This is a genomic window from Streptomyces sp. NPDC094034, assembly GCF_040303865.1.
GTDB lineage: Bacteria > Actinomycetota > Actinomycetes > Streptomycetales > Streptomycetaceae > Streptomyces.
In genome coordinates this window covers 360220-386367 of sequence record NZ_JBEOUD010000002.1, presented here as the reverse complement: position 1 = coordinate 386367, position 26148 = coordinate 360220, and the positions used below count along the sequence as shown (strand labels likewise).

The following is a 26148-nucleotide window of genomic DNA, read 5'->3' as shown; positions in this document are numbered from 1 at the left end:
CCTGAACGTGATCCATCTCGCGGTGCGGACGACTCTCTCAACCGCGCGCTCCGTCGGTTACAGTCTTGAACAACACGAATGACCACCGCATGCCGGGGGTCATTACGTCAATAAACGCGTCGGACCCGGGGTCCGGCGCCATAGCGCTCATCCAGAGGGACTGAGGGAACGGCCCGTTGAAGTCCCGGCAACCCTCCCGCCGACCATTCGAGGTCACGGTGGGGAAGGTGCCAATTCCGTCTCGTGGCGAAGTACGTCGCGAGGAAGATGAGGAGAAAGGGCCTCGCCTCCATGGCTGTGCAGACCGCCGTACACAACGCCGACTCCGTCGAGGACGCCGGCTCGGTGGATCTCGGACCCGCCGCCGCGCTCTCGTGCCGCGAATGCGGAGAGCGTTTCGACCTCGGCCCCATTTTCGCCTGTGCCAGCTGTTTCGGGCCGCTCGAAGTGGCGTACGACCTGCCGAGCGGCACCCCCGAAGAGCTGAAGAGGCGTATCGCCGAGGGCCCGGACAACATCTGGCGCTACGCGCCGCTGCTGCCCGTTCCCGCCGATGTGGCCACGAAGCCCAATATCAACCCCGGCTTCACCAAGCTCGTCAAGGCCGACAACCTCGCCCGTGAACTGGGCGTCACCGGCTCCCTGCACATCAAGGACGACTCCGGCAACCCGACGCACTCCTTCAAGGACCGCGTCGTCGCCATCGCCGTGGAAGCGGCCCGCGCCTTCGGATTCACCACGCTCTCGTGCTCCTCCACGGGCAATCTGGCCGGCGCGGTCGGCGCCGCCGCCGCCCGCGCCGGCTTCCGCTCCTGCGTCTTCATCCCGCACGACCTGGAGCAGGGCAAGGTCGTCATGGCGGCGGTGTACGGCGGTGAACTCGTCGGTATCGAGGGCAACTACGACGACGTCAACCGATTCTGTTCCGAGCTGATCGGCGACCCGCTGGGCGAGGGCTGGGGCTTCGTCAACGTCAACCTGCGCCCGTACTACGGCGAGGGCTCCAAGACGCTGGCGTACGAGATCTGTGAGCAGCTCGGCTGGCGGCTGCCCGACCAGATCGTCGTCCCGATCGCCTCGGGCTCGCAGCTCACGAAGATCGACAAGGGTCTCCAGGAGCTGATCAAGCTGGGCCTGGTCGAGGACAAGCCGTACAAGATCTTCGGCGCCCAGGCCGAGGGCTGCTCGCCAGTGTCCACCGCCTTCAAGGCCGGACTCGATGTCGTACGGCCCCAGAAGCCGGACACCATCGCCAAGTCCCTGGCGATCGGCAACCCGGCCGACGGCCCGTACGTCCTGGACATCGCCCGCCGCACCGGCGGCGCCGTCGAGGACGTCGACGACGAGCAGATCGTCGACGCGATCAAGCTGCTGGCGCGCACCGAGGGCATCTTCGCGGAGACGGCCGGGGGTGTGACGGTCGGCGTGACGAAGAAGCTGATCGAGGCCGGTCTCCTCGACCCGGCGCTGACCACCGTCGTCCTGAACACCGGCGACGGTCTCAAGACGCTCGACGCCGTCGCCCCGACGACCGGCCCGACGGCGACCATCCGCCCGAGCCTGGACGCGTTCCGCGACGCCGGCCTGGCCCGCAGCTGACAACCGGCGACCGGCGACGGGCCCCGCGACCGGCGGCAGGCGACCGGCTACCAGCGACCGGCCCCGCGACCGGCGACTGACGACCACCACGACGTTACGGAAGACGGAAGGCAGAACACCACCATGAGCGTCAACGTCCGCATCCCCACCATTCTCCGTACGTACACCGGCGGCAAGGCCGAGGTCGCCGCCGAGGGGGCGACCCTCTCCGAGGTCATCCAGTCCCTGGAGACGAACCACCCGGGCATCGCCGCCCGCGTCCTGGACGACCAGGGCAAGCTGCGCCGCTTCGTGAACGTGTACGTGAACGACGACGACGTCCGCTTCGAACAGGGCCTGGAGACCGCCACCCCGGCGGGCGCAGGTGTCTCGATCATTCCCGCCGTCGCCGGAGGCTGATCCCCGCATCCTCCTCCGCTCTGTGACTGGTACGGCCCCCTCCGTGAGAGAAGCGGAGGGGGCCGTTCTACATGGTTGAGCGCGGTACAGTAGGGGAACGCCCCGCTGTCGCCTCTGCCGAACGCATGCGAGAACGCGACAACATGGGGTCGAAGTCGGAGTGCCGTATGCGCCGTAGGTGCGCTTTGCCCGGCCCGACTTGCCCTGGAACGCAGGGAATTCAACGCTATGCCTGTTCAGCCATGCCCAGAATTCTCGTCCGATTGACCTGTTGCAGAGGGCAGTTGGGCAGATACATTCAGCCGCGGTCGACGCGTTCCGGCGCGAAGTGTGGCCCCGTGCAAGGGCCAGTAATAGGGGAGTTAGGCATGGCTCAGGGCACCGTCAAGTGGTTCAACGCGGAGAAGGGCTACGGCTTCATCGCGGTAGACGGTGGTGCGGATGTTTTCGTCCACTACAGCGCGATCCAGATGGACGGTTACCGCACCCTTGAAGAAGGTCAGCGAGTGGAGTTCGAGATCTCGCAGGGCCAGAAGGGTCCGCAGGCGGACATGGTCAAGCTCGCCGTCTGATCCCGGCGCGATCGGCCACCGACGCACTGATGTACGAACTCACGACGCACGACTCGTGACTCACGCCGAAGGGTCCGCATCCCGAACAGGGGATGCGGACCCTTCGTGCGTTCCGGCCGGTCCGGAGCGTCCGGAGGGGCCTCGGCGGGGCCTCGGCGGGGCCTCGGCGGGGCCGCTGCGAACGGGAGGAGCTTGCACTCTCGGGGGTCGAGTGCTAATCATTGCGTTAGCACTCTGCAAGTGAGAGTGACAACTTAAGGACCGGGTCGGTGAGGCCCGAAGAGCCGGTGGGGCAAGGAACCGCACGGCTCTCAGGCCGTCCGTCGCGGGCGCCAGCGCGGTCCGGAGCAATCCTTCCCCAAGCTCTCAACTGCGTTCGAGCAGGGGAGACCCCATCCGTCCGGGAGGACCACTTCACATGGCCAAGATCATCGCGTTCGACGAGGAGGCACGGCGCGGTCTCGAGCGCGGGATGAACCAGCTCGCCGACGCCGTCAAGGTCACCCTTGGCCCCAAGGGCCGAAACGTCGTCCTGGAGAAGAAGTGGGGCGCCCCCACGATCACCAACGATGGTGTGTCCATCGCCAAGGAGATCGAGCTGGAGGACCCGTACGAGAAGATCGGCGCCGAGCTGGTCAAGGAAGTCGCCAAGAAGACGGACGACGTCGCCGGTGACGGTACGACCACCGCCACGGTGCTCGCCCAGGCGCTGGTCCGCGAGGGCCTGCGCAACGTGGCCGCCGGTGCCAACCCGATGGCCCTCAAGCGCGGTATCGAGAAGGCCGTCGAGGCCGTCTCCGGTGCCCTGCTGGAGCAGGCCAAGGACGTGGAGACCAAGGAGCAGATCGCTTCGACCGCCTCCATCTCCGCCGCCGACACCCAGATCGGCGAGCTGATCGCCGAGGCGATGGACAAGGTCGGCAAGGAAGGCGTCATCACCGTCGAGGAGTCGCAGACCTTCGGTCTTGAGCTTGAGCTCACCGAGGGCATGCGCTTCGACAAGGGCTACATCTCGGCGTACTTCGCCACCGACATGGAGCGTATGGAGGCGTCCCTGGACGACCCGTACCTCCTGATCGTCAACTCCAAGATCGGCAACGTGAAGGACCTCCTTCCGCTGCTGGAGAAGGTCATGCAGTCGGGCAAGCCCCTGCTGATCATCGCGGAGGACGTCGAGGGCGAGGCGCTGTCGACCCTGGTCGTCAACAAGATCCGTGGCACCTTCAAGTCCGTCGCCGTCAAGGCCCCGGGCTTCGGTGACCGCCGCAAGGCCATGCTCAACGACATCGCCATCCTCACCGGCGGTACGGTCATCTCCGAGGAGGTCGGCCTCAAGCTGGAGAACGCCGGCCTGGACCTGCTGGGCCGCGCCCGCAAGGTCGTCATCACCAAGGACGAGACCACCATCGTCGACGGTGCCGGTGACAGCGACCAGGTCGCCGGCCGGGTCAACCAGATCCGCGCCGAGATCGAGAACAGCGACTCGGACTACGACCGCGAGAAGCTCCAGGAGCGCCTCGCGAAGCTGGCCGGCGGCGTGGCCGTCATCAAGGCCGGCGCCGCGACCGAGGTCGAGCTCAAGGAGCGCAAGCACCGCATCGAGGACGCGGTGCGCAACGCCAAGGCCGCCGTCGAGGAGGGCATCGTCGCCGGTGGTGGCGTGGCTCTGCTCCAGGCTTCCTCGGTCTTCGAGAAGCTTGAGCTGACGGGCGACGAGGCCACTGGTGCCGCGATCGTCAAGCTCGCGTTGGAGGCTCCGCTCAAGCAGATCGCCGTCAACGGTGGTCTTGAGGGCGGCGTCGTCGTGGAGAAGGTCCGCAACCTGACGGTGGGTCACGGCCTGAACGCCGCGTCCGGCGAGTACGTCGACATGATCGCCGAGGGCATCATCGACCCCGCGAAGGTGACGCGCTCTGCCCTGCAGAACGCCGCCTCCATCGCGGCGCTGTTCCTCACCACCGAGGCCGTCATCGCCGACAAGCCGGAGAAGGCCGGCGCGGCCCCGGCCGGCGGCGGCATGCCGGGCGGTGACATGGACTTCTGAGCCTGACGGCTCGGACCCGGTCCATGGTCTGAAGTGACCGAGGGCGGTACCCCTTCGCGGGGGTGCCGCCCTCGGGCGTTTCAGCGAGGCTTCGTCAGCGGGTGTAGTCCTTGAGCTTCTCGGTTTCCAGGGTGATGGAGACGGGGTGCGGGAGCTTGACCGTAGCGCCGTAAGGGCGTGTGGTGCGCGTCTGGTATTTGCCCTTCCGCGGATCGGTGTAAAGGACCATTTCTTCCGCGTCGCGGTCGATGAGGAGATAGACGGGGATGTCCGCCGCCGCGTAGCCATCGCGCTTCTCGGTGCGGTCGCGGCGGTCCGTGTCGTGGTCGTGAGAAGTCACTTCGACTGTCATCAGTACGCCGTCGGGGCTGGCCCACTCACCATCCTGGTCCACGAAGTGGTCGAGCGGTGCGAGGGCGCCGTCCGCGCGGGCGCGGCCGTTGCGGTAGGTCTCCGTGAGGAGTCCCTGCGCCGGGTGCAACGCGAGTTCGGGACGTTGCTGCATGCACTGCCGCAGGAGCCACATGGCAATGGCCCCGTGAAGCTGGTCCGGCACGGGCTTGACCTCTAGCTTTCCGTTGATGAATTCGAGCAGCACCGTCTCGGGAGCCTTGCGAGCAAGTTCCTCGAAGTCCTCGACGGACATCTGCGGCCGCACGTCGTCGCCTCTTCCCCTCCGTGGTGCCCCGGATTTATGGCGGCGGATCGACTGGATGGTCATGTACGAGTCCTTTCGGGTGGGCGGGTCGCCGCCGCGCGGGCCTCGGCGACGCGGGCGCGGAGCTGGGCGGGGGATAGCCGGGAGACAGGGGGTACGGGGACGGGCTCGCCCCGGCATGGGCCGCACTCGCCGTCGGTGAGTACTTCGGGGCGGCCGGGGGCGCCGCACTTCGCGCACTCCAGGACGCGCAGCGGCGGGCGTGGAGCGCGGATCCGCTCGGGTGGGAGCTTGGACGTCAGCCGTACGCGGGCGAGGGCCGCCGGGTGGTGGACGACGGCGGGGAGTCCGGCGGTGAGGGCGTGCAGGATGTCCCTCTCGGTGGCGCCCCGTTCGAACCACGGCGTGGTCAGGGGTTCCAGGGCCGCGCAGTCGGCGGCCGACAGCGACAGGACCGGCGCGCTGCGGCCGAGCGCGGCGAGCAGGATGAAGGCGCGGGAACGGGTCGGCGGATCCGAGGTGTTGGCCCGTGCGTCCGCGGTGGCCAGGTCGCCGGAGACGAACGCGGCCCACCACTCGTTGTCCCGCGCGGTACGGGAGAACCACGTACGCGTCACCCAGCGCATGCCGTCAGGACCGGCGAGGTGTTCCTTGCCGCGTCGCAGATGCCCGGCCACCTGGAGTCGGCGAAGCGCGGTACGCAGGGCGCACTGCCCGTACGGGAGCACCTTGGCGAGGGCCTTCACCGAGATGTCCGTGCCCTCGGGCAGCCGGTCGATGAACGCGGCGACGGCGGCCTCGCGCGGCGGCAGCTGCGCGAAGGTGTCGGCGCCGCGGGCCTGTTGACCGGGTGTCGAACGTTTGCCGTACCCGGGGGACGCCATCGGGGGAGAAGTGGGTGAAGCGGGTGAGGCCGCGTGCGTCTCGGGCGCGGCGGCACTAAGCTGACTCTCAGCCATCGGATCGCTTTTCTTTGGGTGTCGATCTGGTTGGTCAGGCCCTCGCCAGATGTCGTTAGCATCGGCGGGGGCCCGTTTTGTGCTCTATGGGCACGCTAAAGCGTCGCGACCCTGCGTGGCAAATCGGTCACGAAAAGTCAACTCCCCAGGCAGGGAGGGTGGGTGGGTAAAGACCCGCCACCCCATCCTTGGAAAAAGGGCTCGGATCCCGAGGCTTGAGCCCCGGGCGCTCGCGGTGCGGATGAGGCGTGCGGGCGGGAGATCAGGTCGTCAGCGGGCGTTTCGTCGCCGACCGCCGGATCTCCTGCTCTGCCTTTCGTAGGTCGAGCGATGCCAGCGCGTGGCACAGCAACTCACGCGTCCGCACGACCTCCGACACCAGATCGCTGGTCAGGTCCGCCTCGTGCAGGGCTTCACGCATGAAGTCCTCGGTCACGAGATGGTCGACGAGTTGATGGGCGAGCCAGGAGCGGGTCAGTTCGCGCAATGCGAAAGTGACATGCAAGCTCGGGGCATGACCCACCGTGCGGGGCTGGTGGATCCACCCCCGTGGTACCCACAACGTATCGCCAGGAGCCAGCCTGATGCTGTGGTCCGGGGGTTGTCCCGCGAGGCGTTCTCGCAGGGCTCTGCTGGTTGTGGTCCTCGGGAACGACAGATGTTCGCGCACGGGGGCATGCACGACCGGCCGGTACAGGGGCCAGAACTTCGTACCGGATATTTGTGCGACGACGACCGTGTACGGATCCCAGTGACAGCCCAGACCGCGGGCTCCTGGAGGCGTGAGATACCCGGTGGCATGACACGGGTAGCCGGTCTCGCGTTGGATCGTCCGGCACATTCGGTTGAAAAACGGCAGTAGATCTTGGAGATTGCGCAGGGACAGGGTGTACCCCTGGTCGAGGAAGTGGCGCACCTTGCCGGCGATGAGCCGCTCTTCCCGGACGTAGTGGTCGCGCTCCAGGACTCGGCCGTCTCGCAGTAGCAGGACATGAGCGGCGGGCAGGCACTCGGTTTCGATGTAGTCGTCCAGCAGCGGCATGCTGAAGGATTCGTGCACCGCGGTGCGACCTCGGTGCACCAGGAGCGGCTCGTTCGGGCGGACATCACCTTGAGGCATCAGGAGAGACAAGGACATGGGTCACTTCTCCAGGCCGAGGGGACACGGGATCGCGGGCCAGTGCCGGTTGGGACAGCAGACGACGGCGATGTGCGCGAACGTGGTTCTCCCGGTGTAGTGGCCCCACGCCACGTCCACGCCCGCAGCGAGAGCGTCCGCCGCGTATTCGGCCTTGGTGGTCACACCGACGTCCGTGCCGGGCGGGGGCGGGCTGTCGTCATAAGCGGCGCTCAGCCATTCCACGGCCGGGATGTAGTCGGTCCACGTCCAGGCCCGTTTGGTCTGTTCGCGGCGCAGAATCCACCAGCCGGTCATCATCGGGGGGAGTTTCGACTCAGGGAAATCCTTGTGGTCCGGGCGTCGTACGCTCTCGTGCCGCATGTCCTCACGGCTTCCCGACCATCTGTAGCCGTGCCAGTGCACGGCCCTAGAGGACCAGGCCTCGAAGGCGGGCCCATTGGACAGCGAACGTGTCCAATTCCTCGCCGCTCATGCGGATGGCCCCCTCCACGTCCGCGTTCTTCGTGTCGCCGAGGGCATACGCGTCCAGCGCCCCTGGGATCTCGGCGAGGGTCAGACAGGACTCGTCGTTGTCGGCATCGCCGCCGTTCCCGCCGCACATCGGCGTGAACGTGGCCCCCCGTGTGGACAGCGCGTAGAGGTCGGTGTTCATGATTCCTCCAACGTTGTGCGTCGCGGTGTGCGCTCGGGTGCGCGAAGGCTGCCGACGACGTCGTGAAGAGCATCGGACTGCCGAGAGCCATGCCTCAATGAACTTCTGCGGACTTGCACTCCTTCACCCGAAGGAGTTGATCGCCTTGGTGATCAGTGCGTGTGCCGACGGTCCGTAGACCGCGATACGGGACAACTCCGTGAACGTTCGCGTGTACGCGGCGAGCTCGCTGGGCTGGGTCACTGTGAGGCTCGCCGACACCAGCTCGACGGCGACTTGTCCATCGTCGAAGGCGGTGAACGACTCGGTGGGCCACGCGTTCCCACGCGCGACGCCCATGGGGATGACACCGATGCTGACGGAAGGCAGCGATGCCACAGTGATGAGGTGGCCGAGTTGCCCGGCCATGATGCGGGAGTCGCCGATGAGCGTTCGTAGGACCCATTCCTCGATGAGGAAGGCGAAACGCTGATGGCCGGTGTGAAGGACGCGGCGGCGTGACATTCGTACGGCGACCGCCTCCTCCACGTCGTCGTCCGGCACATCACGCAGAGACGTGACGGTGTTCAGGACCGCACGGGTGTAATCGGCGGTCTGGAGGAGTCCGGGCACGACCCAGGACTGATAGACACGGAACCGTCGAGTCCTCGTGAAGAGTGGCAGCACGGACTCCTGCACCCGGCGCAGCCCAGCACGTTCCAGACGTCTCCACTCGACGTACATACTTGCGATGCCGCGAGCCGTGGCGATGAGGTCCACGGTCTGCTCTTCCGCGTGGCAGATACGTGTCCAGAGCCGGATGTCGGAGTCGGAAGGGGCAGTCTTCCCGTTCTCGATCCGTGACGTCTTGGATTCGTGCCAGCCGGCCGCCGCGGCCAGCGCACGTGCGGTCATGCCGGAGTCCTTGCGGATCTCGCGCAGACGCAGACCGAGGGCCTCTTTGGCTTGATGAACGCTGGACGACGGCGGCGACAGGGCCACGGGCCGATCAGCCTGCTTCACTCATGGTCAGGACAGCCTGTACTCCTCGTGGGGGATGGCCCGTTCCCACACGGCTCGAAAGGCTGTGGAGCAGAGCCGCGCAATCGCGGGATCGCTCGTCCGTTCCTCGTCGCCCTCAGGGGACGCCTCGCCGTCTCCCGCGAAGTGAAGGAAGACCACCAGGCTGTCGTCGAAAAGCCAGAAGTCGTTTCCGGGCAGCAGGAGATCCGAGGCCCGTCTGCGGGGCAGCCAGCGGACATGTTCGCCGACCGCGACGTTCCCGGCGGTCAGATGGTGCTCGAAGTGGATGTAGTCAGTCACGGGGGTCGAGACGATACGAGCTCTGCGCACCTCCACGCCCCGGCCGATGGTCTCCCGCATCAGCGCGAGCCAAGGGCGCTGCTCAGGGTCCGAATCGGCGGGATCGTCGCGCTTGCCGAGTCGCCAGGCGACGAAGCTCGGGTCGGAGCGCATGTACCCGTCTCGCATCTCAAGGTGCACGGCTGATCGCTTGGCCAACCGGAAGAGATCGTCAAACGCCGGCTCCGCCGCCACCGTTCACCTCCGGGAAGAACTGCAACATGCGCTTGGGGATCTCAACGACCGTCTCGTGATCCGGCAGGTCCAGCTTCGACAGCCTCTGCTCGTCAAGCACCTTCCAGCCCTGGACCAAGTAGCTGTCGGTGGTGTCGTCGTAGTACACGGTCGGGGATTTGCCGTCAGGGGAGTCCGGGTCCTTGCCGAGCAGGTGTAGAGCCATGCTTGACCTCCGGTGTCGCGGCTGATGATCGCCCTCCGAAGTCTTGCACTCAACTCCTGGGCGCAGGAACGAACTTGCAGGGACTTGCGCGGGCGGAGGACGGGAGGAGGGGGAATCATGGTCACCGGCCGACCCGTGTCACGGCCACCGGCTTCACCGGCTTCGCGCCCCGGCACGCTCGGGGGCCCCGGGCACGCTCGGGGGCTCTGCCGACGGCGGCGATTTCGGCTACCGCGTGGTCGGCCGAGTGGGTCCTCGTCGTTCAGTGCGCTCCCCCGGCCGACACCGTGATCAGTGCCGGGGCCCTCGCTCCCGTGGACCTCAGGGCGTCCACGAAGATCTCCGTTGTCCACGCGGCCACATCGAGTGACCATTCACGGACGCGGCAATGGAACGCCGGGCCGGGGCGCATTCCCTCCGTCTGGACCTCACCCGCGAGGGGAAGGTCCAGACCGTCCCGCGCGGTGGTCGTGGTCGCCTCGGTCGGGGCGGGCCGGATCGTCATCGCCTCGTACGTACGTTCCTGGGCCGCGGCGAGGAGGTCGGACGCGCGCTCGCCGAGCGGACCGGCACTCTCGGGGGCCCATACGGACACGGTGAGGTCGACCGGCGCGGCGGGGCCCGGGTCCGCGAGGGCGAACCAGGCCGCCGCGTCCACGAGATCGGCGCGGCCGTCGGGGGCCAGATGGAGGGGCGCCAGGGTGTGCAGCCCCGTGAGGCGGAAGCGGCCCAGACGGGTCAGCACATCGCGGAGGACCGTCGCCGCGGGCTGGACCGGAATCCGCTGCCCGGGCAGGTCCTCGCTGACCGCGACCTGGAGCCAGGCCAGTTGGTGGACCTTTCCGTCCTGGGTCCAGTCGCCGCCCGCGTCGTTGTGCCCCCAGCGCTCGCCCTCCGGCCCGCCCGCGTGGAAGGAACTCAGCCCATAGGCGACCGTCCGCTTCACGACGAGGCTGTACATGTCCTCTTCGAGGCTGTCGTCCTCATGGGCCCGGCGGATCCATGGCTCAAGGTCGAGGACGCCATGAACGCCCATGATCATGGTCGGCGCCAGGTCGTCCGCGTCGTCGGTCAAGGAGCTTCCCTTCTAGACGGCGCACCGCAACGACTGGGGCGCCGTGACGGCCTTCTCGGGTGAGTCGATGACACCGATGATGTCCACATCGATGACGCTTCGCCAACTGATGGTCCGATTGACGTTGACGCACTGTTTGCGCGCGTTGGCCCGGCGTGCGCTGCCGCCACCCGGCTTCACGACCTTGGAGCCGGTCGCCACCGTGCGCCAGGAACCGTCAGCGTTCTTCACCTGTAAATCAATGGTGACGCGCGCCTTGTCACCGGGCCCGCTGACCTTCTTCCACCACCCGTGGGCGGACGCGGTGGGAGGCGGGGTGCTGGAGACATGGACGCGGTCGCCATCGGTGATGATCACGCCGGGCTCGGCCGCGTCCGCGTGGGCGGGAGCGAAGGACGTGCCGGCGAGGAGCGTGGTCACCGCGGCCGACAGGACAAGGGTTTTCCGCACCATGGGGAAACCTCCACTGATCCACTGGTTCGGAGTGTTCTGTCAGCGTGGAGGTCGCGCCGGGTGCGGAACAAGGCGATGGCGATGAGTCGCCAGCGCGTATCAGCTCGTCTTGGCGGCCTCCGCGAGCAGGACGCGGGCCAGTTCACGGGGCTGGGAGAACATCGGCCAGTGGCCGGTGTCCATCTCGACCAGCCGCCAGCGGTCACTGGTCAGCAGCGCGGCCACGTCCGGGTTCGGCTCGGCGCCGTCGAGCAGGCACTTGATGTACGTCGCCGGAAGCTCGCCGAGCGGGCGGGACAGCGTGGCGGGCTCGGTCAGCGAGGCGCCCGGGTGGGGCGAGCCGGTCACGATCCGGTTGATCTGCTCGTCCGTCAGGCCCTGGCCGGCGTACTCGGGAGCCGCCGGCGGGGGCCAGAAACCGCCGGTCTCGGCGATCGCGCCCTCCACCATCGCCCGGCCGTCCGGCCAGCCGGAGAGGAACGACTCGCCCTCCGCCGGAACGCTGGAGTCGACGAAGATCACACGCGCCAGCCGGTCCCCGATCAGCTCGGCGGCCTGCCCGGTCGGTATCCCCGCATAGCTGTGGCCCACCAGGACGACGTCCCGCAGGTCGTTGTGCTCGACGGCGTCCACGATGTCCTGCACGTGCCGCCGCTGCCCGGCCGGTACGCCCTGCTTCTCCGCCAGGCCGGACAGCGTCACGGCGTGGGCGCCATGGCCTGCCGCGCGCAGCTCCGGCACCACCTCGTCCCACGCCCACGAGCCGAGCCACGTGCCTGCTACGAGTACGAATTCAGTCATGCGCGAAATCTAATGGAGGGGTCTGACAATCCTCCGTCGCCGGAGCGCCGACGGCTGTGCAGGGGCAGAGCGGCGAGCGCGAGCAGCACGGCGAGTCCGAGCAGCATGGCCGTCGCGGGCACATGCTGCTTGGCGCGCCAGAGCTGGACCGGCAGGCCGATCCAGGGCACGCGCAGTCGTGCCACGCCCTTGAGTGCCGCGGGCCGGACCGGTGTGGAGTCCGGTGCGGAGTTGGCGTCACCTTTGGTGATCAGGTCGTTGTTGGGACGCACCTGGTGGACCCGGTGGGTGAGCAGACGGTTGGGCCGGGTGGGGTCCTGGGTCAGCACGATCTGGCCCACCGCCGGAACGCGGTCGCGCGGTGGCTGGTAGAGAACGACGTCGCCCGGCACAAGGGCGGGACGCATGGACCCGGACTGGACCACGCCCGCTGTCCAGCCCAGCGCCAGCACGGGAAAATGCGCCCACACCAGCAGCCCGACCATCGAGCCGAGCACGGTACGTGAGATGACCGAGGTGACCACGCGGACCGGGTGCGGGGCGTCGTCGGCCGGGGGGTGATGGAGCGGGCGGGCGGCCAGATCACCCGGGAGGGTCACGTCCGTTCCCGCGCTTCCCAGGTGAAAATAACCTCGTTGGTGCTCGTGCTCTGCGCGCCGTTGGACGCGCTCGGGCTGAACTTCCACGCGAAGCGGAAGCTCAACGCGTTGGGCGGCTTACCGGGCAGGATCCAGGGACCCAAGCCGGTGCGGAAGTCGTTGTACAGGGCGACGAACGTGTCCAGGGTGCCGTCGAACGCGGTCCTGTGCGGAGTGAAGCCACGGCAGTTCCCGAACGTGCCACCGCTGCCCACCTCGATCTTGAGGTCGACGAAGGATTGGAAGTTGCTGGGCCAGTTCTCCGAGCTGCTGTACAGCTTGAGCGCGGTGGGGAAGTCGGCGTTCGACTTGATCTCGATGCAGTTGGATCCTGTGTCGCCGGGGCGCATGTCGTCGATGCTGAACATGGGCACCTTGCTGTCATTGGCGAGCCCCAGCGAGCTGGAGGTCCAGGTGTTGCCGCTGTTGCTGCTGGTACCGCTCCAGTCGGCGTTGGTGGCCCCCCAGACCAGAGCACCGCTGAGCAGTAACCCGAGTGGAACGGGCACTACCTGTGCCAGCACGTTCAGCCAGGGACGCGCCATCACCCACTCCGTTCAGTTCAATCGCTTTTGCAGCATTTTGACCCCTCCTGTTCCACTTGTGGCGATGCCGCTCCGTATCGCAAGCCGGGTGCGCCAGGTCGGCGGCGATCTGTGCCGGTGGCGCTCCCGCACACGATCTCCCCGGTCGCATTGTCATGACATCGCGACTGATGGCCTCCAGCGACCGCTGTCGGCCGAACGAGGCGACGGTGTCCACGACCAGCCGACGCCCGGACCTGGCGGAGGGCGCTGACGTCCCTCCGCTGCCGGACCGCCGGATGGGTCAACCGAGCTTGACGTCGGCGACGAAGGCCGACCACGCCGAGGTCCGGAAGACGAGCGCCGGACCGTCGGGGTTCTTGGAGTCGCGGACGGGGACGATGTCGGGGTGGCCGTCGGCCACTTCGACGCAGCTTCCGCCGCTGCCGTCGCTGTGGGTGGACTTGCGCCAGACACTGCCTACTTCGAGGCAGTTGCCGCCGTCCCCGCCACTGTGGGTCGACTTGTGCCAGACGGTGCCCACCTCCACGCAGTCGCCGCCGCTGCCTCCGCTGTGGGTCGACTTGTGCCAGACGGTGCCTACTTCGAGGCAGTTGCCGCCGCTGCCTCCGCTGTGGGTCGACTTCCGCCAGGAGGTGCCCACCTCCAGGCAGTCGCCGCCGCTGCCGTCGCTGTACGTCGACTTCTGCCAGGTGCCCACTTCGAGGCAGCTGCCGCCACTGCCTCCGCTGTAGCTGGACTTGTGCCAGGACACGCCGCTCAGGTCGTACTCATGGCTGCTGCTCTTCATGTTCATAATCCTCCGCCACTGATTCAATCAGGGCCAAGGATTTTTCCGGTGAGAGTGCGCTGGCCCCCACCAGATCGTAGGTCAGTTCGTGCCGGGCCACAGTTGCCGGATCGTCCAGCAATTGACCCGATCCCGTGCTCTGGAGATAAGCGAGTGGGGGTGCGTCCTCGAAGGACATCAGCTGTAGGGCTCCCTCAAGCGCTGCGTGTGCTCCTGCGCTGAACGGCAGTACCTGCACGATGATCCTGTGCCTTCGGATCAGGGCCGCGACATGACGTAGCGCCTCCGCCATCACCGCAGGTCCGCCCACCGGTCGGCGCAGAATCGCCTCGTCAAGCACCGTCCACACAACGGGCTTTGTTGGATCCTTCAGCAGCTTGGCGCGATCCAGTCGCGCTGCCACCAGTTCGTCGATGGCCTCCTCCGGCGCCGTCGGGTGGTACCTGCGGAACACCGCCCGCGCATACGCCTCCGTCTGCAACAAGCCCGGGATCAGCTGCGGCGCGTACTCCTTGATCATCGTCGCGATCGCCTCGGCCTCCGCCGCCTCCGCGAAGTGATCCGGGTATTTCGACTTCCGCAACGCTTCGCAATTCCGCAGAAAGAAGCCGTCCGTCTTGAACACCTCATCGAAGTGAATCGCGTATTCCGGCTGCATTCGTCGCGTACCCGCCTCGATCTGGCCGATGAGCGATCCGCTGACGAAGATCGGCCTGCCCAGCTCCTCCTGGGACATGTCCGCTTCGTCGCGCTGATGTCGGAGCTCGGCGCCGAGCATGGCGCGGGGTGAGGACGACGGGTCGAGTGGCTTGGGTCCAGGCACAGGTGCTCCCGGTGAGACAGATGTCGGTGTTGTGCTGCTTCCTCTGGTCACGCTAGCGACTGTCGGCCACTCTGTGTAGCCCAATCAGTCACACACAGTGGAGAGTTGCGTTGCTTCGCACCCAGGACACAAGAGACGCCGTCACGCACCGGTTCAGCCTCGTGCACTGCTCGGCCGACAGTTCCCCGGACTTCGACGACCCCCGTTACGACGGGCTCAAGGCCCGGCCACCGGAGGGATGCACGGTGGTGCGATTCGAGGCGTACTTCAGTCTGCGCTGCGCGCGCCGGGGTGCGACCCTGCTCGACGCCGTGGGGCCGCTGTGCGCGGAGATCAGGGCCGAGCACGGACTGCTCATGACCGACCTCGGGATCGAGGGGCTCTGGGAGTGGGCCTCCGACGGGACCGACGGCCGGGGCGCGGAGGTGGTGGGGCAGTTGCTGCTGATGGCCGCCGAGCGCGGGCCGCTGCTCGGGTACAGCGTGGATGACCTGGTGCGGTTCCTGCGTACGGCGGCGGTGGGCTGAACGGCGTGTGGGGCGTGCTGGGCGCGCTGGGCGTGCTGGGCGTGCTGGGCGTTCACGCACCCGTCGTGGAGCCGGGGCGGATGATCATCAGGACCGTGACCGTCGCCCACAGGAGGTTGAAGATTCCCGTGTGCATCCCCAGGCGCGCGGTCAGCTTGGTCGTTGATGTCCCCGTCGTCTCTTCGAGGTCCGTCACTATCGCCTCCTGGCGCGGCAGCACCAGCACCATGAGCGTGACGGCCGCGAGCCCGGTCAGGACGATCGAGACGATCAGCCACGTGTCGCCCAGCACGCCCATCGCGCTCCCCGTGGCGAAGCCGAAGACCGGCACCGCGAGGCCGATCGTCGCGTAGACACGGCAGATGCGGTGCAGCAGTTGTACCGACGACAGCGCCCGGGGGTCCTCGGGCGCTGCCATCGCCCGTCTCGCGTACGGGGGGAACATGCTGGCGGCGACGGTGACCGGGCCGATCGCGACGATCGCGGCGAGGACATGTACGGCGAGCAGGAACTTCGTCACGGCGTGGATCGCTCTTTCGGCTTCGGCGGGAGGGGGGTGAGCACGGCTTCGGCGGGAGGAGGCTGTGCACGTCGACGCTAAGGCGCTGCTCACGCCCGTAGTAGTGGCGCTATTGCCAGGTCCCCACGGATTCTCGCCACCGCCGACGAAGCGGTCACGCGGGGTGCTTAGCCTGTGGGGCATGCACACCGTGGCCATCCTCGCGCTCGACCGGGTCATCCCCTTCGACCTGTCCTCACCGATCGAGGTCTTCTCCCGTACCCGGCTGCCCGACGGCCGGGCCGCCTACCGGGTCGTGGTCTGCGCGGTCTCGGCCGGGGCCGAGATCGACGCCGGGCCGTTCGCGCTGCGGGCGCCGTACGGGCTCGACGCGCTCGCCGAGGCCGACACGATCGTCCTGCCCGGTACGGACGACCCGGCCGCGCCGGTGCCGCGGGACGTACTCGACGCCCTGCGGGCCGCCGCCGCGCGCGGCACCCGTATCGCCTCCGTGTGCAGCGGTGCCTTCATCCTCGCCGCGACCGGGCTGCTCGACGGGCTGAGCGCCACCACCCACTGGGTGGCCGCCCCGCTGCTGGCCGCGCGCCATCCCGCCGTGACCGTCGACGCCGAGGTGCTGTACGTGGACAACGGCCGGATCCTCACCTCGGCCGGGGCCGCCGCCGCGCTCGATCTGTGTCTGCACATGATCCGTAAGGACTACGGGTCGGCCGTCGCCGCCGACGCGGCCCGGCTGTCGGTCATGCCGCTGGAACGGGAGGGCGGCCAGGCGCAGTTCATCGTCCAGGACCAGCCTCCGGTGCCCGCCGGGGCCACGATGGAGCCGCTTTTGCGGTGGATGGAGGAGAACGCCGGCCGTGAGCTGACCCTCAAGGACATCGCCGCGCGGGCGGCGACCAGCACGCGGACGCTGAACCGGCGGTTCCGGGAGCAGACCGGGACGACGCCGTTGCAGTGGCTGCACCGGGCCCGTATCCGGCAGGCCCAGTATCTGCTGGAGGCGACCACGCATCCGGTCGACCGCATCGCGACCCAGGTGGGGTTCGGGTCACCTACCGCGTTCCGCGACCGGTTCAAGCGAGTCGTCGGTACGAGTCCGCACGTCTACCGGGCCGCCTTCCGGCACGGCTGACGGCGCTGTTCGCGCGTTGAGTTCCGTCAGCATCGTCTTCGTGAAGCCGAAGAAGTATGTGGCGGCGAAGCCCACCGCGTAGCCGGTCAGCAGCCCGACCCCGTACACCACGGCCAGCTCGCCCAGGCCCTTGTCGCCGGAGAGCAGCGGGAACAGCGCCCAGCCGGACGGGCCGATCGCCGTCGAACCGACTGTCGTGCCGAGCTGGCCGAAGAGGCCCACCAAGCCGCCGCCGAACGCGCCGCCGACGCAGGCCGTGATGAAGGGGCGGCCGAGGGGGAGGGAGACGCCGTAGATGAGTGGTTCGCCGACGCCAAGGAAGCCGGCCGGGAGGGCGGACCTGATGGTGCGACGGATCGAGCCGTTGCGGGAGAGGCGTACGTAGACGGCCACCGCCGCGCCGACCTGGCCCGCGCCCGCCATGGCGAGGACGGGGAGGAGGACGGTGTGGCCCTGCTGCTCGATCAGGGTGGTGTGGATCGGGATCAGGGCCTGGTGCAACCCCAGCATGACCAGGGGGAGGAAGAGGCCGCCGAGGACGAAGCCGGCGCCCGCGCCGCCGTTCGCCAGCAGCCAGTCCGCGAAGTCGCCGATGGCCGTGGAGACCTCGCCCGCGACGTACATCAGGCCGTACAGCGTGACCAGACCGGCGCCGAGAACGGTCAGGGTCGGGGTCACGAGAACGTCCAGCGCCGCCGGGACCCGCCGCCCGCACCACTTCTCGACGTACACCGCGAGCATCGCCGCGCCCAGCGCGCCGAGCACACCGCCCTGGCCCGGGGCGAGCTGCCGGCCGAACGCGTCGACATCGGCGACGCCCGGGAAGACGATGATCGCGGCCACCGCGCCGCCCAGGATGGGCGTACCGCCGAACTCCTTCGCCGTGCGGTAGCCGACGAAGACCGCGATCAGCGACATGAAGCCCGAGGCGAGGGCGGTGAGGGCGGGGACGAGCCCGGGGAGCCAGTGAAGGTTGGTGAGGAGACCGCCCAGGCCCGCGATGATGCCGCAGCCGATGAGGGCGGGGATCAGGGGGACGAAGATATTGGCGACGCGGCGCAGGAAAAGCTTGAACGGGGTGGCGTTCCTGGCCTTGCGCGCCGCCTTGACGGCCGCTCCCCGCTCGGCCAGTCCGGCCGCGGTGAGGGCGGCCGAGGTGAGGGCGGCCGCCGCCTGAGGTGCGCGCTCCGCCGCCACCCGTTCCGCGCCCACCAGGCGCTCGAACTCGGACGTCACCCGCGCCACCGTCCCCGGACCCAGGACGATCTGATACGTCTCGTCCTCGACCACGCCCAGCACGGCGGGGAGCGCCCTGAGCGCTTCGTCCTGGACGAGGGAACGGTCGTGCAGGCCGAGGCGGAGCCGGGTCATGCAGTGGGCGACGGACGCGATGTTCGCGGCGCCTCCGACGAGCGGGAGGATCGCCTCGGCCGTGGTGCGGTTTCTATCGGTTCCGGATGGTTCGGGCGTATCTGCTGGTGCCATGGTGCGTGGTTTATCAGCTGGTGCGGGTGGCCTTCAGCGCGGCGCGCAAGTGGCCGTCGGAGTCGGTGAGGAGCGCGGCGGCGGTGGGTCCGTCGACCGCGCCGAGGATGGTGAGGATGGCGTTCTTCACCTCGCCGTCGGTGGCGGCGAGCGCGGCCTCGATCTCGTCGTCCGAGGCGCCCGTGGCCAGCGAGACGATCCGCCGGGAGCGGGCCCGCAGCTTCTCGTTGGAGGCGCGGACGTCGACCATGAGGTTTCCGTAGGTCTTGCCACGCCGGATCATGGTGATCGTCGAGAGCATGTTGAGGACGAGCTTCTGTGCCGTGCCGGCCTTGAGTCGGGTCGAGCCGGTGAGCAGTTCGGGGCCGACGACGATCTCGATGCCGTGCTCGGCGGCCTCGGCCAGCGCGCTGTGCGCGTTGCAGGAGAGCCCGATGGTGAGCGCGCCGAGGCTCCGGGCGTGCTCGACGGCGCCGATCGCGTACGGGGTACGGCCGGAGGCGGAGATGCCGACGACCGTGTCCTGCGCGCACAGCTTCATGGCGGTCAGATCGGTCGCGGCCAGCTCCTTGGAGTCCTCGGCCCCTTCGACGGACGTGACCATCGCGCCGGGACCGCCCGCGATCAGACCGACGACCTCTTCGGGGTCGGTGTTGAAGGTGGGCGGGCACTCGCTGGCGTCCAGCACGCCGAGCCGGCCCGCCGTACCGGCGCCCGCGTAGATCAGCCGGCCGCCGCGAGCCGCGCGCTCGGCGGTGGCGTCGATGGCGGCGGCGATCCGGGGGAGCTGGGCGGCGACGGCGGCGGGGACCGTGCTGTCCTCGCCGTTCATGATGCGGGCGATCTCAAGGGTGGGCAGCTGGTCGATCTCGGCGAGCTCGGGGCGGAACGCCTCGGTGGTGAGGGTGTCGAGCTGCGCGCGGAGGTCGCCGTACGGAGAGGTCATGAAGAAGTGGCTCTTTCGTCTGAGTGAGCGGTACGGGGGGCGGGTGCCGGGCGTTGGGTGTCCGGTGTCCGGTGTCCGGTGTCGGGTGTCTGGTGTCGGGTCAGGTCGGGTGCTGCGTGCTGCGTGCTGGGTGTTCGTCGCCGGGTGTCGGGTTCGGGCGCCCCTGGCCGAATCGGTCAGCGGGTGTGGCGCGGGCTGTGGCGGTGCGCGAGGGCCTCGTACGAGGCGGAGAGCGCGGGCGCCGCCGTCTCGTACGTACGCTGCGCCACGCCGATGAACAGGCAGTCGACGACGAGGAGCTGGCTCGTACGGCTCGACATGGCGGCCGGGCGCAGCTCGCTCTCGCGGGCGGTGGAGGTGGTCAGCACGTGATCGGCGTACTGGGACACCGGGGCGTCCGGGCGGCCGGTGATCGCGACCGTCGTCGCGCCCCGGTCGAAGGCGACGCGGAGCGGTTCGATGACATCGCCGGTGGAGCCGGAGTGGGTGATCGCGATGGCGACGTCGCCCGAGCGGAGCTGTACGGCGTTGGTGACGGCGAGGTGCGGGTCGGAGTGCGCGTGCGCGATCAGGCCGATGCGCAGCAGCTTCTGGGCGAGGTCCATGCCGACGAGGCAGGAGGCGCCGACGCCGTAGATGTCGATCCGGCGGGCGGCGGCCGCCGCGGCGACGACGGCGGCGAGCTGGACGGTGTCGAGTCCGGCGGCGGTGTCGGCGAGCGTCTGCTGTTCGTCGTAGGCGAGCTTGGCGACGACGTCGGCGATGGGGTCGTCGACGGCTATGTCGGCCGTGACGGCGGGGGCGCGGCCGGACTGCTGCTGGGCGGCGAGACCGGCGAGCGCGAGACGCAGATCGCGGTAGCCGGGGTAGCCGAGAAGGCGGGCGGTACGGACCACGGTGGCCTCGCTCGTACCGGTCAGCTCGGCGAGACCGGTGACGGTGAGCGCGGCGCAACCGGCGGGGTCACCGGCGACGGCTTCGGCGACGAGCTGCATGGAGCGGGTCATGGTCGGCGCGAGGGTCCGTACCTTGGCGGCCAGGGCTGCGGGGGCGGGTGGGGCGCCACCGCTGAAACTTTCCTTCACGTCTTGGGTCACTTATGAAAGATATTTTCGGATTTCCGTCCTCGTCAACCCCTCGTCGTCCCTGACAATGGCTGAATGGACGACCTTGAGCAGGCACTGCACACCGCCCGCGCCCTGGTGCTGGCCGATCTGGCGGCCGGCGATGTCGCGCGGGCCGAGGTGGTGTCGCTGGTGGAGGAGTCGGTGTCGCACCGGCGCTGGTGGGTCGAACAGTGGCCGGAGGGCGCGGCGTACGTGGCCGGACTGGTGGCGCAGGACGTACAGGACGCGTTGTTGGAACGGTACGGGCGGTGGCCGCTGTGCCCGGTCTGCGCCGAGGATCCGCCGGATGGGCCGCACGCGCTGGAGGTGGAACCGGAGCTGGGGCCCGATCCGCACTGGGTGTGCGGGAAGGCGGGGGTGGTGGTCGCGGCGGTGGGCTCGCTGGGCGCGCGGGGCTCCAAGGGCTCCAAGGGCTCCCCGGGCTCCCGGGACTCCAGGGGCTCCGAGGGAGAGAACACCGGCTCATGACGGTCTATATCGATCCGCCGACCTGGCCGGGGCACGGCCGTATGTGGTCGCATCTGGTCAGCGACGTCTCGTTCGGCGAGCTGCACGCCTTCGCCGCGTCCATGGGCTGCCCGGCGCGCGCCTTCGAACGCGACCACTACGACATACCGTCGGAGCGCTACGAGGACGCCGTGCGGGCGGGCGCGGTGGAGATCGGCTCCAAGGAACTCGTACGCAGGATCACGGAGGCGGGGCTGCGACGGCCGAAGGGGCGTCCGGCGGAGTCGGTTCGTGCCGTCGATGATCTGTGACAGCTGGGATCAGCCGGCGGCTTCGCCGGTGGGGAACCAGGTCTCGGCCTCGTGGCGCATGCCGAGCGCGGTGGCCTTGAGGGCGACGGTACGGAAGGGCAGCCTCAGGCGCATGGCCACGGTGGCGAGGGTGGGAAGCGAGATCTCGACCTTGTAGTCGATGTCGACGATTGGTTCCTCTCCGCGCGAGAGGGTGTCGATCAGGTCCGCTTCCGCTTTCCGTTCCTGGAGCCAGCTGTCGGGGAGTTCGGCGACGTCGTAACCGAAGTCCGTGAGCGACCGCGCGACATCTTCCGGCGGGCGTTCCAGGTGCTCGGCCACCGCGTAGAGCCAGGTGGGAGAGATCGCCGTCGGCTCGTCCTCGGCGGGCAGGCACCACTGGAGAGCTTCGAGGTCGTGTTCCTGGAAGCGGTCGAGCAGTGCCGGATCCGGCGCGCATCGATACCCGAGGTTCCGCAGTCTGGCCGCCGCGTCCGCCATCGAGAGGGTGGAGCGCTCGGCGCGTTCCGCGATCGCGCGCAGCCCCAGGGGCCGATCCGGCTCGGGCCAGGCCGTGCTCGATTTCCTGTCGTACTTCGAGCAGAGGAAGTTGACGTCCTGTTTGCTCAACGCCATTTCATCGGCGGGGAGTTCGGGCACCTCGAAGCCGAGCGCGCGCAGCCGCACGGCGACCTCGTCGGGGGTCTGCCCGGTGCGATGGGCCACCCCCACTACATGCGGTACGGGCACCTCGCGGTCCACGGCGAGGGAGACTCCGTTGTAGTGGAGCAGCGCCCACTCGTCGTCGAACACCTGCCCAGGTGTGTGCTGCGCGGGCGGGGAGAAGCCCGTGGCCGCCAGCAGGTCCACGACCGACTGTGTGGTCACGCCGGAGACGCGCGCCACACTGATCAGCTGGGCGTAGGTGATGTCCCGTGCCCGGTCGAGCGGTACGGGATCCGCGTGCAGATCCCACAGTGTCCGCAGCACCTCGCGGTCCTCAGCGGTCCAGCCGTCGGAGTTCGGATACTCGGAGGGGACGGTGAAACGCAGTTCCGCGAGCCGGTCGGCCGCCGCCCGGGTGGATGTCTCGGCCACGGCCGCGCTGAAGCAGAGCTGAGCCACCGACAGCTCGCTGCCCGGCTCCAGCCAGCCGTTGGTGACGGAGCCCAGAGCACGTACCAGGGCAAGATCGCCTCGTCCGATCAGCTCGCGGCCCGTCGGAGGGGTGACCTCGTACCCCAGGGCCCTCAGCCGCTCCGCGACGGCGCCGACGGTGAGTCCGGTCCTCTCCACCAGAAGGAAGATCTCGTCGAGGGTGACCATCTGCCCGGGATCGCGCCACGTGTTCAGCGCGTAGGCGCTCAGGATGCCGGAGTTCAGCACGAGCCGGGACGGTGCCTTGAGATACAGCAGGGAGTGGTGGGGCCCGGCGATCCACGCCTTGTAGCCAGGAGTCCAGTCGAGCGCGCCGGCCAGACCGTCGACGGCGAGCAGCCGGTGGTCGGACGGCAGGGCGCACGGCAGCGGAGGCGAGACCCGCGCGGTGTCGGTCAGCGGATCGCCGAGACCGGCCCGGTAGAGCGTGAGCAGTCGCCACCGCAGGACGGGAGCGGGCACCGTACGCAGATAGGACGGCGCGTGATATTCCCGTGCCGCCGGGTACCGGCCGGTGACGAGCGGGAGCAGCAACTGGTCGGGGCGGAAGAAACCCACGGCGTCGAAGGGCCGTTCGGCGTCCCCCACGGGCCAGGGCACCTCACTCCTGCGGGCATGTTCGGCGACCTCGTCCGCGAAACGGACGGAGGAGAGGCTGACCTCGGTCAGCCAGCCCGGCGTCAGGAGCGGCAGCGCGGTCGAGAACAGGCTGGGCAGTGCCTCGCTCAGCACCGCGTTGACATGATCCTTGTCGTTGGCGCGGATCATCTTGCGGTCGACGCTCAGCTCCGGCTGGTGCTGTTCGTGAAGATTGACCACGGCGCCATAGCGCTCCCGTACTCCGCTGTCGGGCGTGGCGAAGGAGCCGGTGGACGCGAGCAGACCGTCCGCCAGGAAGCGGCCCGTTCCGTCCACCCACCACACATCGGGGTTCTGCGACGGGAAACAGGCGCCGGAACGCAGGAACATGTCCGAGTCCTCCGCCCACGCGAGCTCGGGGCCGCTGACCGAGAGCCGCCCCGGCTCCCATTCGTGCCGTCGCGAGCCGTGCTCCGCCTTCGTACGGTACGGAGCGAGCCACAGCACCTTCTGGAGGGTGTCCACGCACGAGACACGCTCCTTGTGGTCCGTCAGCAGGAGCCGCACCGTCGTGCCGGAGGCCGTACCCGGCCCCAGGTCCTCGACGCGGAACAGGTTTCCCGGGCCCGCGATCTTCACCTGGTACCTGTTGCCGGGGCGGCCGTCACGTCCCATGCGGCACGTCGTCACCTCGATCTCGTCCGCCAGCATGAAGTAGCTCAGCACGCCGATCCCGAAGCGGCTGTTGGGGTGCAGCTCGATGCGTGGTTCGCCCAGCTCGGCCCAGGCCGTCTGCTCCTCGATGTACTCCGGCAGGTCGACGAAGCGCGCGCCGCCCTGGGAGAAGACGTCGCGGAGCTCGTCGATGCCCATGCCGACGCCGTTGTCCCGGCACTCCAGATACGGGCGGCCCTGGGCGTCGGCCTTCTGGACGAACTCGATGAGGCCGTCCCACCGCGTGGGCATCTCGCCGGTCCTGCGCAGGTATTCCGTACGGCGGTCCCGGTAACGGACGGCGTCCAGGGCGTTCTGGTACAACTCCCGGATCGCCAGCTCGCGTTCGCCGTACAGCTCCTCGCCCATAAGCAGTTCCTGCACCCGGTCCTCGGCGAGCTGGAAGCGGATGCCGTCGGCCAGATGAGTGGGGGTGTTGCCGCTGAGCCTGACGCGGTCAGCGTCGGCGTACGGCGGCAGGGAGCGCAGCGGGGCGAGCGCCGATGTCCGGTTGATGTCGCGCAGGAGCGCGTCCACGCGGTGGGCGTGCTCGCGCAGGGCGATCTGGACGGCCGGGTGACGGCAGACCGCGTTCAGGGAGCGGCCGAGGCCCGAGGTGCGCCAGTCGGAGCCGCGGATCGTCGTCAGCAGATCGCCGAGGTGCACGCTGTCGGAGATCCCGATGTGCTCCACCAGGATCTCCGGCAGATCCACCGGGTCCACGGCGAACGCCTGGGCGGCCTTGGCGAGGGAGGCGACGAGGGATTCCCTCACCTCGTGTTCGTCTCTCGTGCTGGCGGCGATGACGTCGTAGTCGCCGTCGCCCTGCCCGGTACGGTACGACCGGTCCGAATCGCCTGTGCGGCCGGTGGCGCGACGGGGTACGGCGAACGGCGCCGCCCGCAGCTCCTGGAGGAAGCGCATGAAGCGCTCGCCTGACAGGGCGTCCGTCACCCACTCCGGGCACTCGGGTCCGCCCGGCGGCGGGCCGAGCAGTGTCTTCAGGGTCTGGGACGCGTACAGCTCGGGCTGCCGGACCAGCCAGCGGTGGAACAGCCACCAGCGGATGCGTTCGGCCGATCCGTCCGAGACACCGCGCTGCTCCAGGGTGCGCAGCCGGCGCTGGAGGCGGGGGAAGCCCTGGGCGAACTTGCCGAAGCGGTCGCGCTCGGGGGTGGACTGATCGGCCGGGCCCGCCGTGACGACGGGCGCCCGCTGGGCCGCTTCATGCGTCCAGAACGCCTGCCCGAGCAGCGGCAGCAGGACCGTCAACGCGGCTTCGGTCGGGGAGAGTTCCGTACCGGCCGCGAGCCGGCCGGTGAGGAAGCCCAGCCGGTCCTGGGCGCGCTTGGCCAGCTCCGCGTCGTGCCACGGGTCGTCCCGCAGCGTGGCCGCGGCCGTCTCGTACCCCTCGGCGAGCCGGGCGGCGAGGGTGGCGCAGACGCCCTTGAGCGCTTCGCGGGCGGCGCCGGGCGCGGTCCGTTCCCATACGGGGTGGGCGGCGGTGCCGCGAACCCAGGGATGTTCTGCGGCGTCCCGGGCCGGGCCCGGCAGCACCGTGAACTCCTGCCAGGGGATGTCGGTCTCGGCCCTGATCCGCTGGACGGCGGGCGTCTTGCCGTACGCCGTGTGCAGCGCGGTCACCCGGCGCTGCACCTCGTCCAGGAACTCGCCCATGTGCAGCGTGTGCGGGACGTTCGACACGACGTCCGCGACCGCGCGGGAGAAGAGGCTGAACGAGTCCTTCGGCTGGGTGACGACGGCGTCGGCGTGCTGGGGGAGTACGGCCTCGGACTCGTCCACGTACAGCGCGTACTGGGCCTTGGAGCACGCGTACACGTACGCGACCTTGCGGCGCAGTGTCGCGGCGATCTTGGGGCGTTCCCAACCGGGCATCCGGGTCGGGGACTTGGTCCTGCGGGACGAACCTTCCCGGCAGGCGTCGATGAGGAAGACCACCTGGCCGGCGGGGGAGTCCTCCAACTCCTTCTGCCAGCCGATCTCGACGCAGCTCTCGGCGAACGGTTCGCTCTCGTAGTAGGCGTCCTCCGGGACGAGATAGTCCCGGCCGTCGAAGTGCACCCCATGGCCGCTGAGCATGATGAACAGGGTGTCGCCACGGCCTGCCTCGCGCAGGAAGCGCAGCACGTGGCGGTTGACGGCGTTCGGGGTGATGCCGCGCTGGGACTCGGCGATCTCCACCGGCCGGAACCCCCGGTCGGACAGCGCGCCCTCCAGCCGCTGGAGGTCGTCACGGACGAAGGGCAGTGAGCGGATCGTCTCGTCGTCGTACTCGCTGGCTCCGATGAGGAGAGCCTTGTGGCGTGGCATGG

At 68.9% G+C, this 26148-nt stretch carries 28 protein-coding genes, 1 pseudogene and 1 riboswitch; of the genes and pseudogenes, 8 read left to right on the top strand and 21 right to left on the bottom strand.

Annotated elements, in window-relative coordinates; all coding sequences use genetic code 11:
- The first annotated feature begins 144 nt into the window (after window positions 1–144).
- Window positions 145–274, top strand: a riboswitch (SAM riboswitch).
- A 17-nt stretch (window positions 275–291) separates the two neighbouring features.
- From thrC to groL, 4 genes are all read left to right on the top strand, one after another.
- Window positions 292–1599 carry a threonine synthase gene (gene thrC, locus ABTZ59_RS04130; protein ID WP_351389995.1) on the top strand — a complete coding sequence of 436 codons (1308 nt, stop codon included), beginning with the start codon at window positions 292–294 and terminating at the stop codon, window positions 1597–1599.
- A gap of 123 nt (window positions 1600–1722) precedes the next feature.
- Entirely contained in the window at window positions 1723–1998 is a 276-nt protein-coding gene (locus ABTZ59_RS04125; protein WP_351389992.1) for a ubiquitin-like small modifier protein 1, read from the top strand.
- Between the two features lie 368 nt (window positions 1999–2366).
- The gene (locus tag ABTZ59_RS04120) at window positions 2367–2570 is read left to right on the top strand and encodes a cold-shock protein (protein WP_005315736.1); all 204 of its coding nucleotides are present in this window, start codon (window positions 2367–2369) and stop codon (window positions 2568–2570) included.
- Between the two features lie 418 nt (window positions 2571–2988).
- Entirely contained in the window at window positions 2989–4614 is a 1626-nt protein-coding gene (gene groL, locus ABTZ59_RS04115; protein WP_351389987.1) for a chaperonin GroEL, read from the top strand.
- 94 nt (window positions 4615–4708) lie between these two features.
- Here the strand turns inward: groL and ABTZ59_RS04110 are convergent, their stop codons facing one another.
- The 16 genes and pseudogenes from ABTZ59_RS04110 to ABTZ59_RS04035 form a co-directional block, all read right to left on the bottom strand.
- Window positions 4709–5260: a Uma2 family endonuclease gene (locus tag ABTZ59_RS04110; protein WP_351390148.1), complete on the bottom strand. Its 552-nt coding sequence runs from the start codon at window positions 5258–5260 to the stop codon at window positions 4709–4711.
- 71 nt (window positions 5261–5331) lie between these two features.
- On the bottom strand, window positions 5332–6231 hold the full coding sequence (locus tag ABTZ59_RS04105; protein WP_503001973.1) for a hypothetical protein: 900 nt from the start codon (window positions 6229–6231) through the stop codon (window positions 5332–5334).
- Window positions 6232–6493: 262 nt separating this feature from the next.
- The gene (locus ABTZ59_RS04100; protein WP_351389982.1) at window positions 6494–7369 is read right to left on the bottom strand and encodes a JmjC domain-containing protein; all 876 of its coding nucleotides are present in this window, start codon (window positions 7367–7369) and stop codon (window positions 6494–6496) included.
- A 3-nt stretch (window positions 7370–7372) separates the two neighbouring features.
- The gene (locus ABTZ59_RS04095) at window positions 7373–7669 is read right to left on the bottom strand and encodes a hypothetical protein (protein ID WP_351389976.1); all 297 of its coding nucleotides are present in this window, start codon (window positions 7667–7669) and stop codon (window positions 7373–7375) included.
- 109 nt (window positions 7670–7778) lie between these two features.
- Window positions 7779–8024, bottom strand: a complete 246-nt coding sequence (locus ABTZ59_RS04090; protein ID WP_351389973.1) for a DUF397 domain-containing protein — start codon at window positions 8022–8024, stop codon at window positions 7779–7781.
- 123 nt (window positions 8025–8147) lie between these two features.
- On the bottom strand, window positions 8148–8951 hold the full coding sequence (locus tag ABTZ59_RS04085; RefSeq protein WP_351390142.1) for a helix-turn-helix domain-containing protein: 804 nt from the start codon (window positions 8949–8951) through the stop codon (window positions 8148–8150).
- An 81-nt stretch (window positions 8952–9032) separates the two neighbouring features.
- Complete coding sequence (locus ABTZ59_RS04080; protein ID WP_351389970.1) at window positions 9033–9560, bottom strand: DUF6879 family protein; 528 nt, start codon at window positions 9558–9560, stop codon at window positions 9033–9035.
- Entirely contained in the window at window positions 9538–9765 is a 228-nt protein-coding gene (locus tag ABTZ59_RS04075) for a hypothetical protein (protein WP_351389965.1), read from the bottom strand. Before ABTZ59_RS04075 ends, ABTZ59_RS04080 begins: the two co-directional genes overlap by 23 nt.
- Window positions 9766–10027: 262 nt before the next feature.
- Window positions 10028–10840 (bottom strand): hypothetical protein, encoded by an 813-nt coding sequence (locus ABTZ59_RS04070; RefSeq protein WP_351389962.1) that lies wholly within the window; start codon window positions 10838–10840, stop codon window positions 10028–10030.
- Window positions 10841–10852: 12 nt separating this feature from the next.
- Entirely contained in the window at window positions 10853–11293 is a 441-nt protein-coding gene (locus ABTZ59_RS04065; RefSeq protein ID WP_351389959.1) for a hypothetical protein, read from the bottom strand.
- A 99-nt stretch (window positions 11294–11392) separates the two neighbouring features.
- The gene (locus ABTZ59_RS04060; RefSeq protein ID WP_351389947.1) at window positions 11393–12094 is read right to left on the bottom strand and encodes an alpha/beta fold hydrolase; all 702 of its coding nucleotides are present in this window, start codon (window positions 12092–12094) and stop codon (window positions 11393–11395) included.
- Window positions 12091–12693, bottom strand: coding sequence for a signal peptidase I (locus ABTZ59_RS04055; protein WP_351389943.1), 603 nt, complete (start codon window positions 12691–12693; stop codon window positions 12091–12093). Before ABTZ59_RS04055 ends, ABTZ59_RS04060 begins: the two co-directional genes overlap by 4 nt.
- On the bottom strand, window positions 12690–13277 hold the full coding sequence (locus ABTZ59_RS04050) for a hypothetical protein (protein ID WP_351389940.1): 588 nt from the start codon (window positions 13275–13277) through the stop codon (window positions 12690–12692). Before ABTZ59_RS04050 ends, ABTZ59_RS04055 begins: the two co-directional genes overlap by 4 nt.
- A 283-nt stretch (window positions 13278–13560) precedes the next feature.
- On the bottom strand, window positions 13561–13920 hold the full coding sequence (locus tag ABTZ59_RS04045) for a DUF397 domain-containing protein (RefSeq protein WP_503002000.1): 360 nt from the start codon (window positions 13918–13920) through the stop codon (window positions 13561–13563).
- 54 nt (window positions 13921–13974) lie between these two features.
- A pseudogene (locus tag ABTZ59_RS37335) lies at window positions 13975–14067 on the bottom strand (DUF397 domain-containing protein); the annotation flags it as partial.
- Complete coding sequence (locus ABTZ59_RS04035; RefSeq protein ID WP_351389937.1) at window positions 14048–14890, bottom strand: helix-turn-helix domain-containing protein; 843 nt, start codon at window positions 14888–14890, stop codon at window positions 14048–14050. The gene ABTZ59_RS04035 and the pseudogene ABTZ59_RS37335, both read right to left, overlap by 20 nt.
- 110 nt (window positions 14891–15000) lie before the next feature.
- On the opposite strand from ABTZ59_RS04035, the gene ABTZ59_RS04030 reads away from it, so the two are divergent.
- A complete protein-coding gene (locus ABTZ59_RS04030; RefSeq protein ID WP_351389933.1) occupies window positions 15001–15417 on the top strand; it encodes an amidase in 417 nt (138 codons plus the stop codon).
- A 52-nt stretch (window positions 15418–15469) separates the two neighbouring features.
- Here ABTZ59_RS04030 and ABTZ59_RS04025 read toward each other — a convergent pair whose 3' ends face one another.
- Window positions 15470–15937, bottom strand: coding sequence for a DUF2269 family protein (locus ABTZ59_RS04025; protein WP_351389930.1), 468 nt, complete (start codon window positions 15935–15937; stop codon window positions 15470–15472).
- A gap of 181 nt (window positions 15938–16118) precedes the next feature.
- Here ABTZ59_RS04025 and ABTZ59_RS04020 point away from each other — a divergent pair, with 181 nt between their 5' ends.
- Window positions 16119–17069, top strand: a complete 951-nt coding sequence (locus ABTZ59_RS04020; protein WP_351389927.1) for a GlxA family transcriptional regulator — start codon at window positions 16119–16121, stop codon at window positions 17067–17069.
- Here ABTZ59_RS04020 and ABTZ59_RS04015 read toward each other — a convergent pair.
- From ABTZ59_RS04015 to ABTZ59_RS04005, 3 genes are all read right to left on the bottom strand, one after another.
- A complete protein-coding gene (locus ABTZ59_RS04015) occupies window positions 16986–18554 on the bottom strand; it encodes a PTS transporter subunit EIIC (protein ID WP_351389924.1) in 1569 nt (522 codons plus the stop codon). The two genes, ABTZ59_RS04020 and ABTZ59_RS04015, sit on opposite strands and share 84 nt — an antisense overlap.
- 13 nt (window positions 18555–18567) lie before the next feature.
- Entirely contained in the window at window positions 18568–19500 is a 933-nt protein-coding gene (gene murQ / locus ABTZ59_RS04010) for an N-acetylmuramic acid 6-phosphate etherase (protein ID WP_351389921.1), read from the bottom strand.
- Between the two features lie 176 nt (window positions 19501–19676).
- Window positions 19677–20597, bottom strand: coding sequence for a MurR/RpiR family transcriptional regulator (locus ABTZ59_RS04005; RefSeq protein WP_351389917.1), 921 nt, complete (start codon window positions 20595–20597; stop codon window positions 19677–19679).
- Between the two features lie 63 nt (window positions 20598–20660).
- Here ABTZ59_RS04005 and ABTZ59_RS04000 point away from each other — a divergent pair, with 63 nt between their 5' ends.
- Both ABTZ59_RS04000 and ABTZ59_RS03995 read left to right on the top strand, forming a co-directional pair.
- Window positions 20661–21095, top strand: a complete 435-nt coding sequence (locus ABTZ59_RS04000; protein ID WP_351389912.1) for a DUF8819 family protein — start codon at window positions 20661–20663, stop codon at window positions 21093–21095.
- Window positions 21092–21385 (top strand): DUF4031 domain-containing protein, encoded by a 294-nt coding sequence (locus ABTZ59_RS03995; protein ID WP_351389909.1) that lies wholly within the window; start codon window positions 21092–21094, stop codon window positions 21383–21385. The genes ABTZ59_RS04000 and ABTZ59_RS03995 overlap by 4 nt, the downstream gene beginning before the upstream one ends.
- Before the next feature lie 9 nt (window positions 21386–21394).
- On the opposite strand, the gene ABTZ59_RS03990 is transcribed toward ABTZ59_RS03995, so the two are convergent.
- Complete coding sequence (locus tag ABTZ59_RS03990) at window positions 21395–26146, bottom strand: HD domain-containing protein (RefSeq protein ID WP_351389904.1); 4752 nt, start codon at window positions 26144–26146, stop codon at window positions 21395–21397.
- Window positions 26147–26148 lie beyond the last annotated feature (2 nt).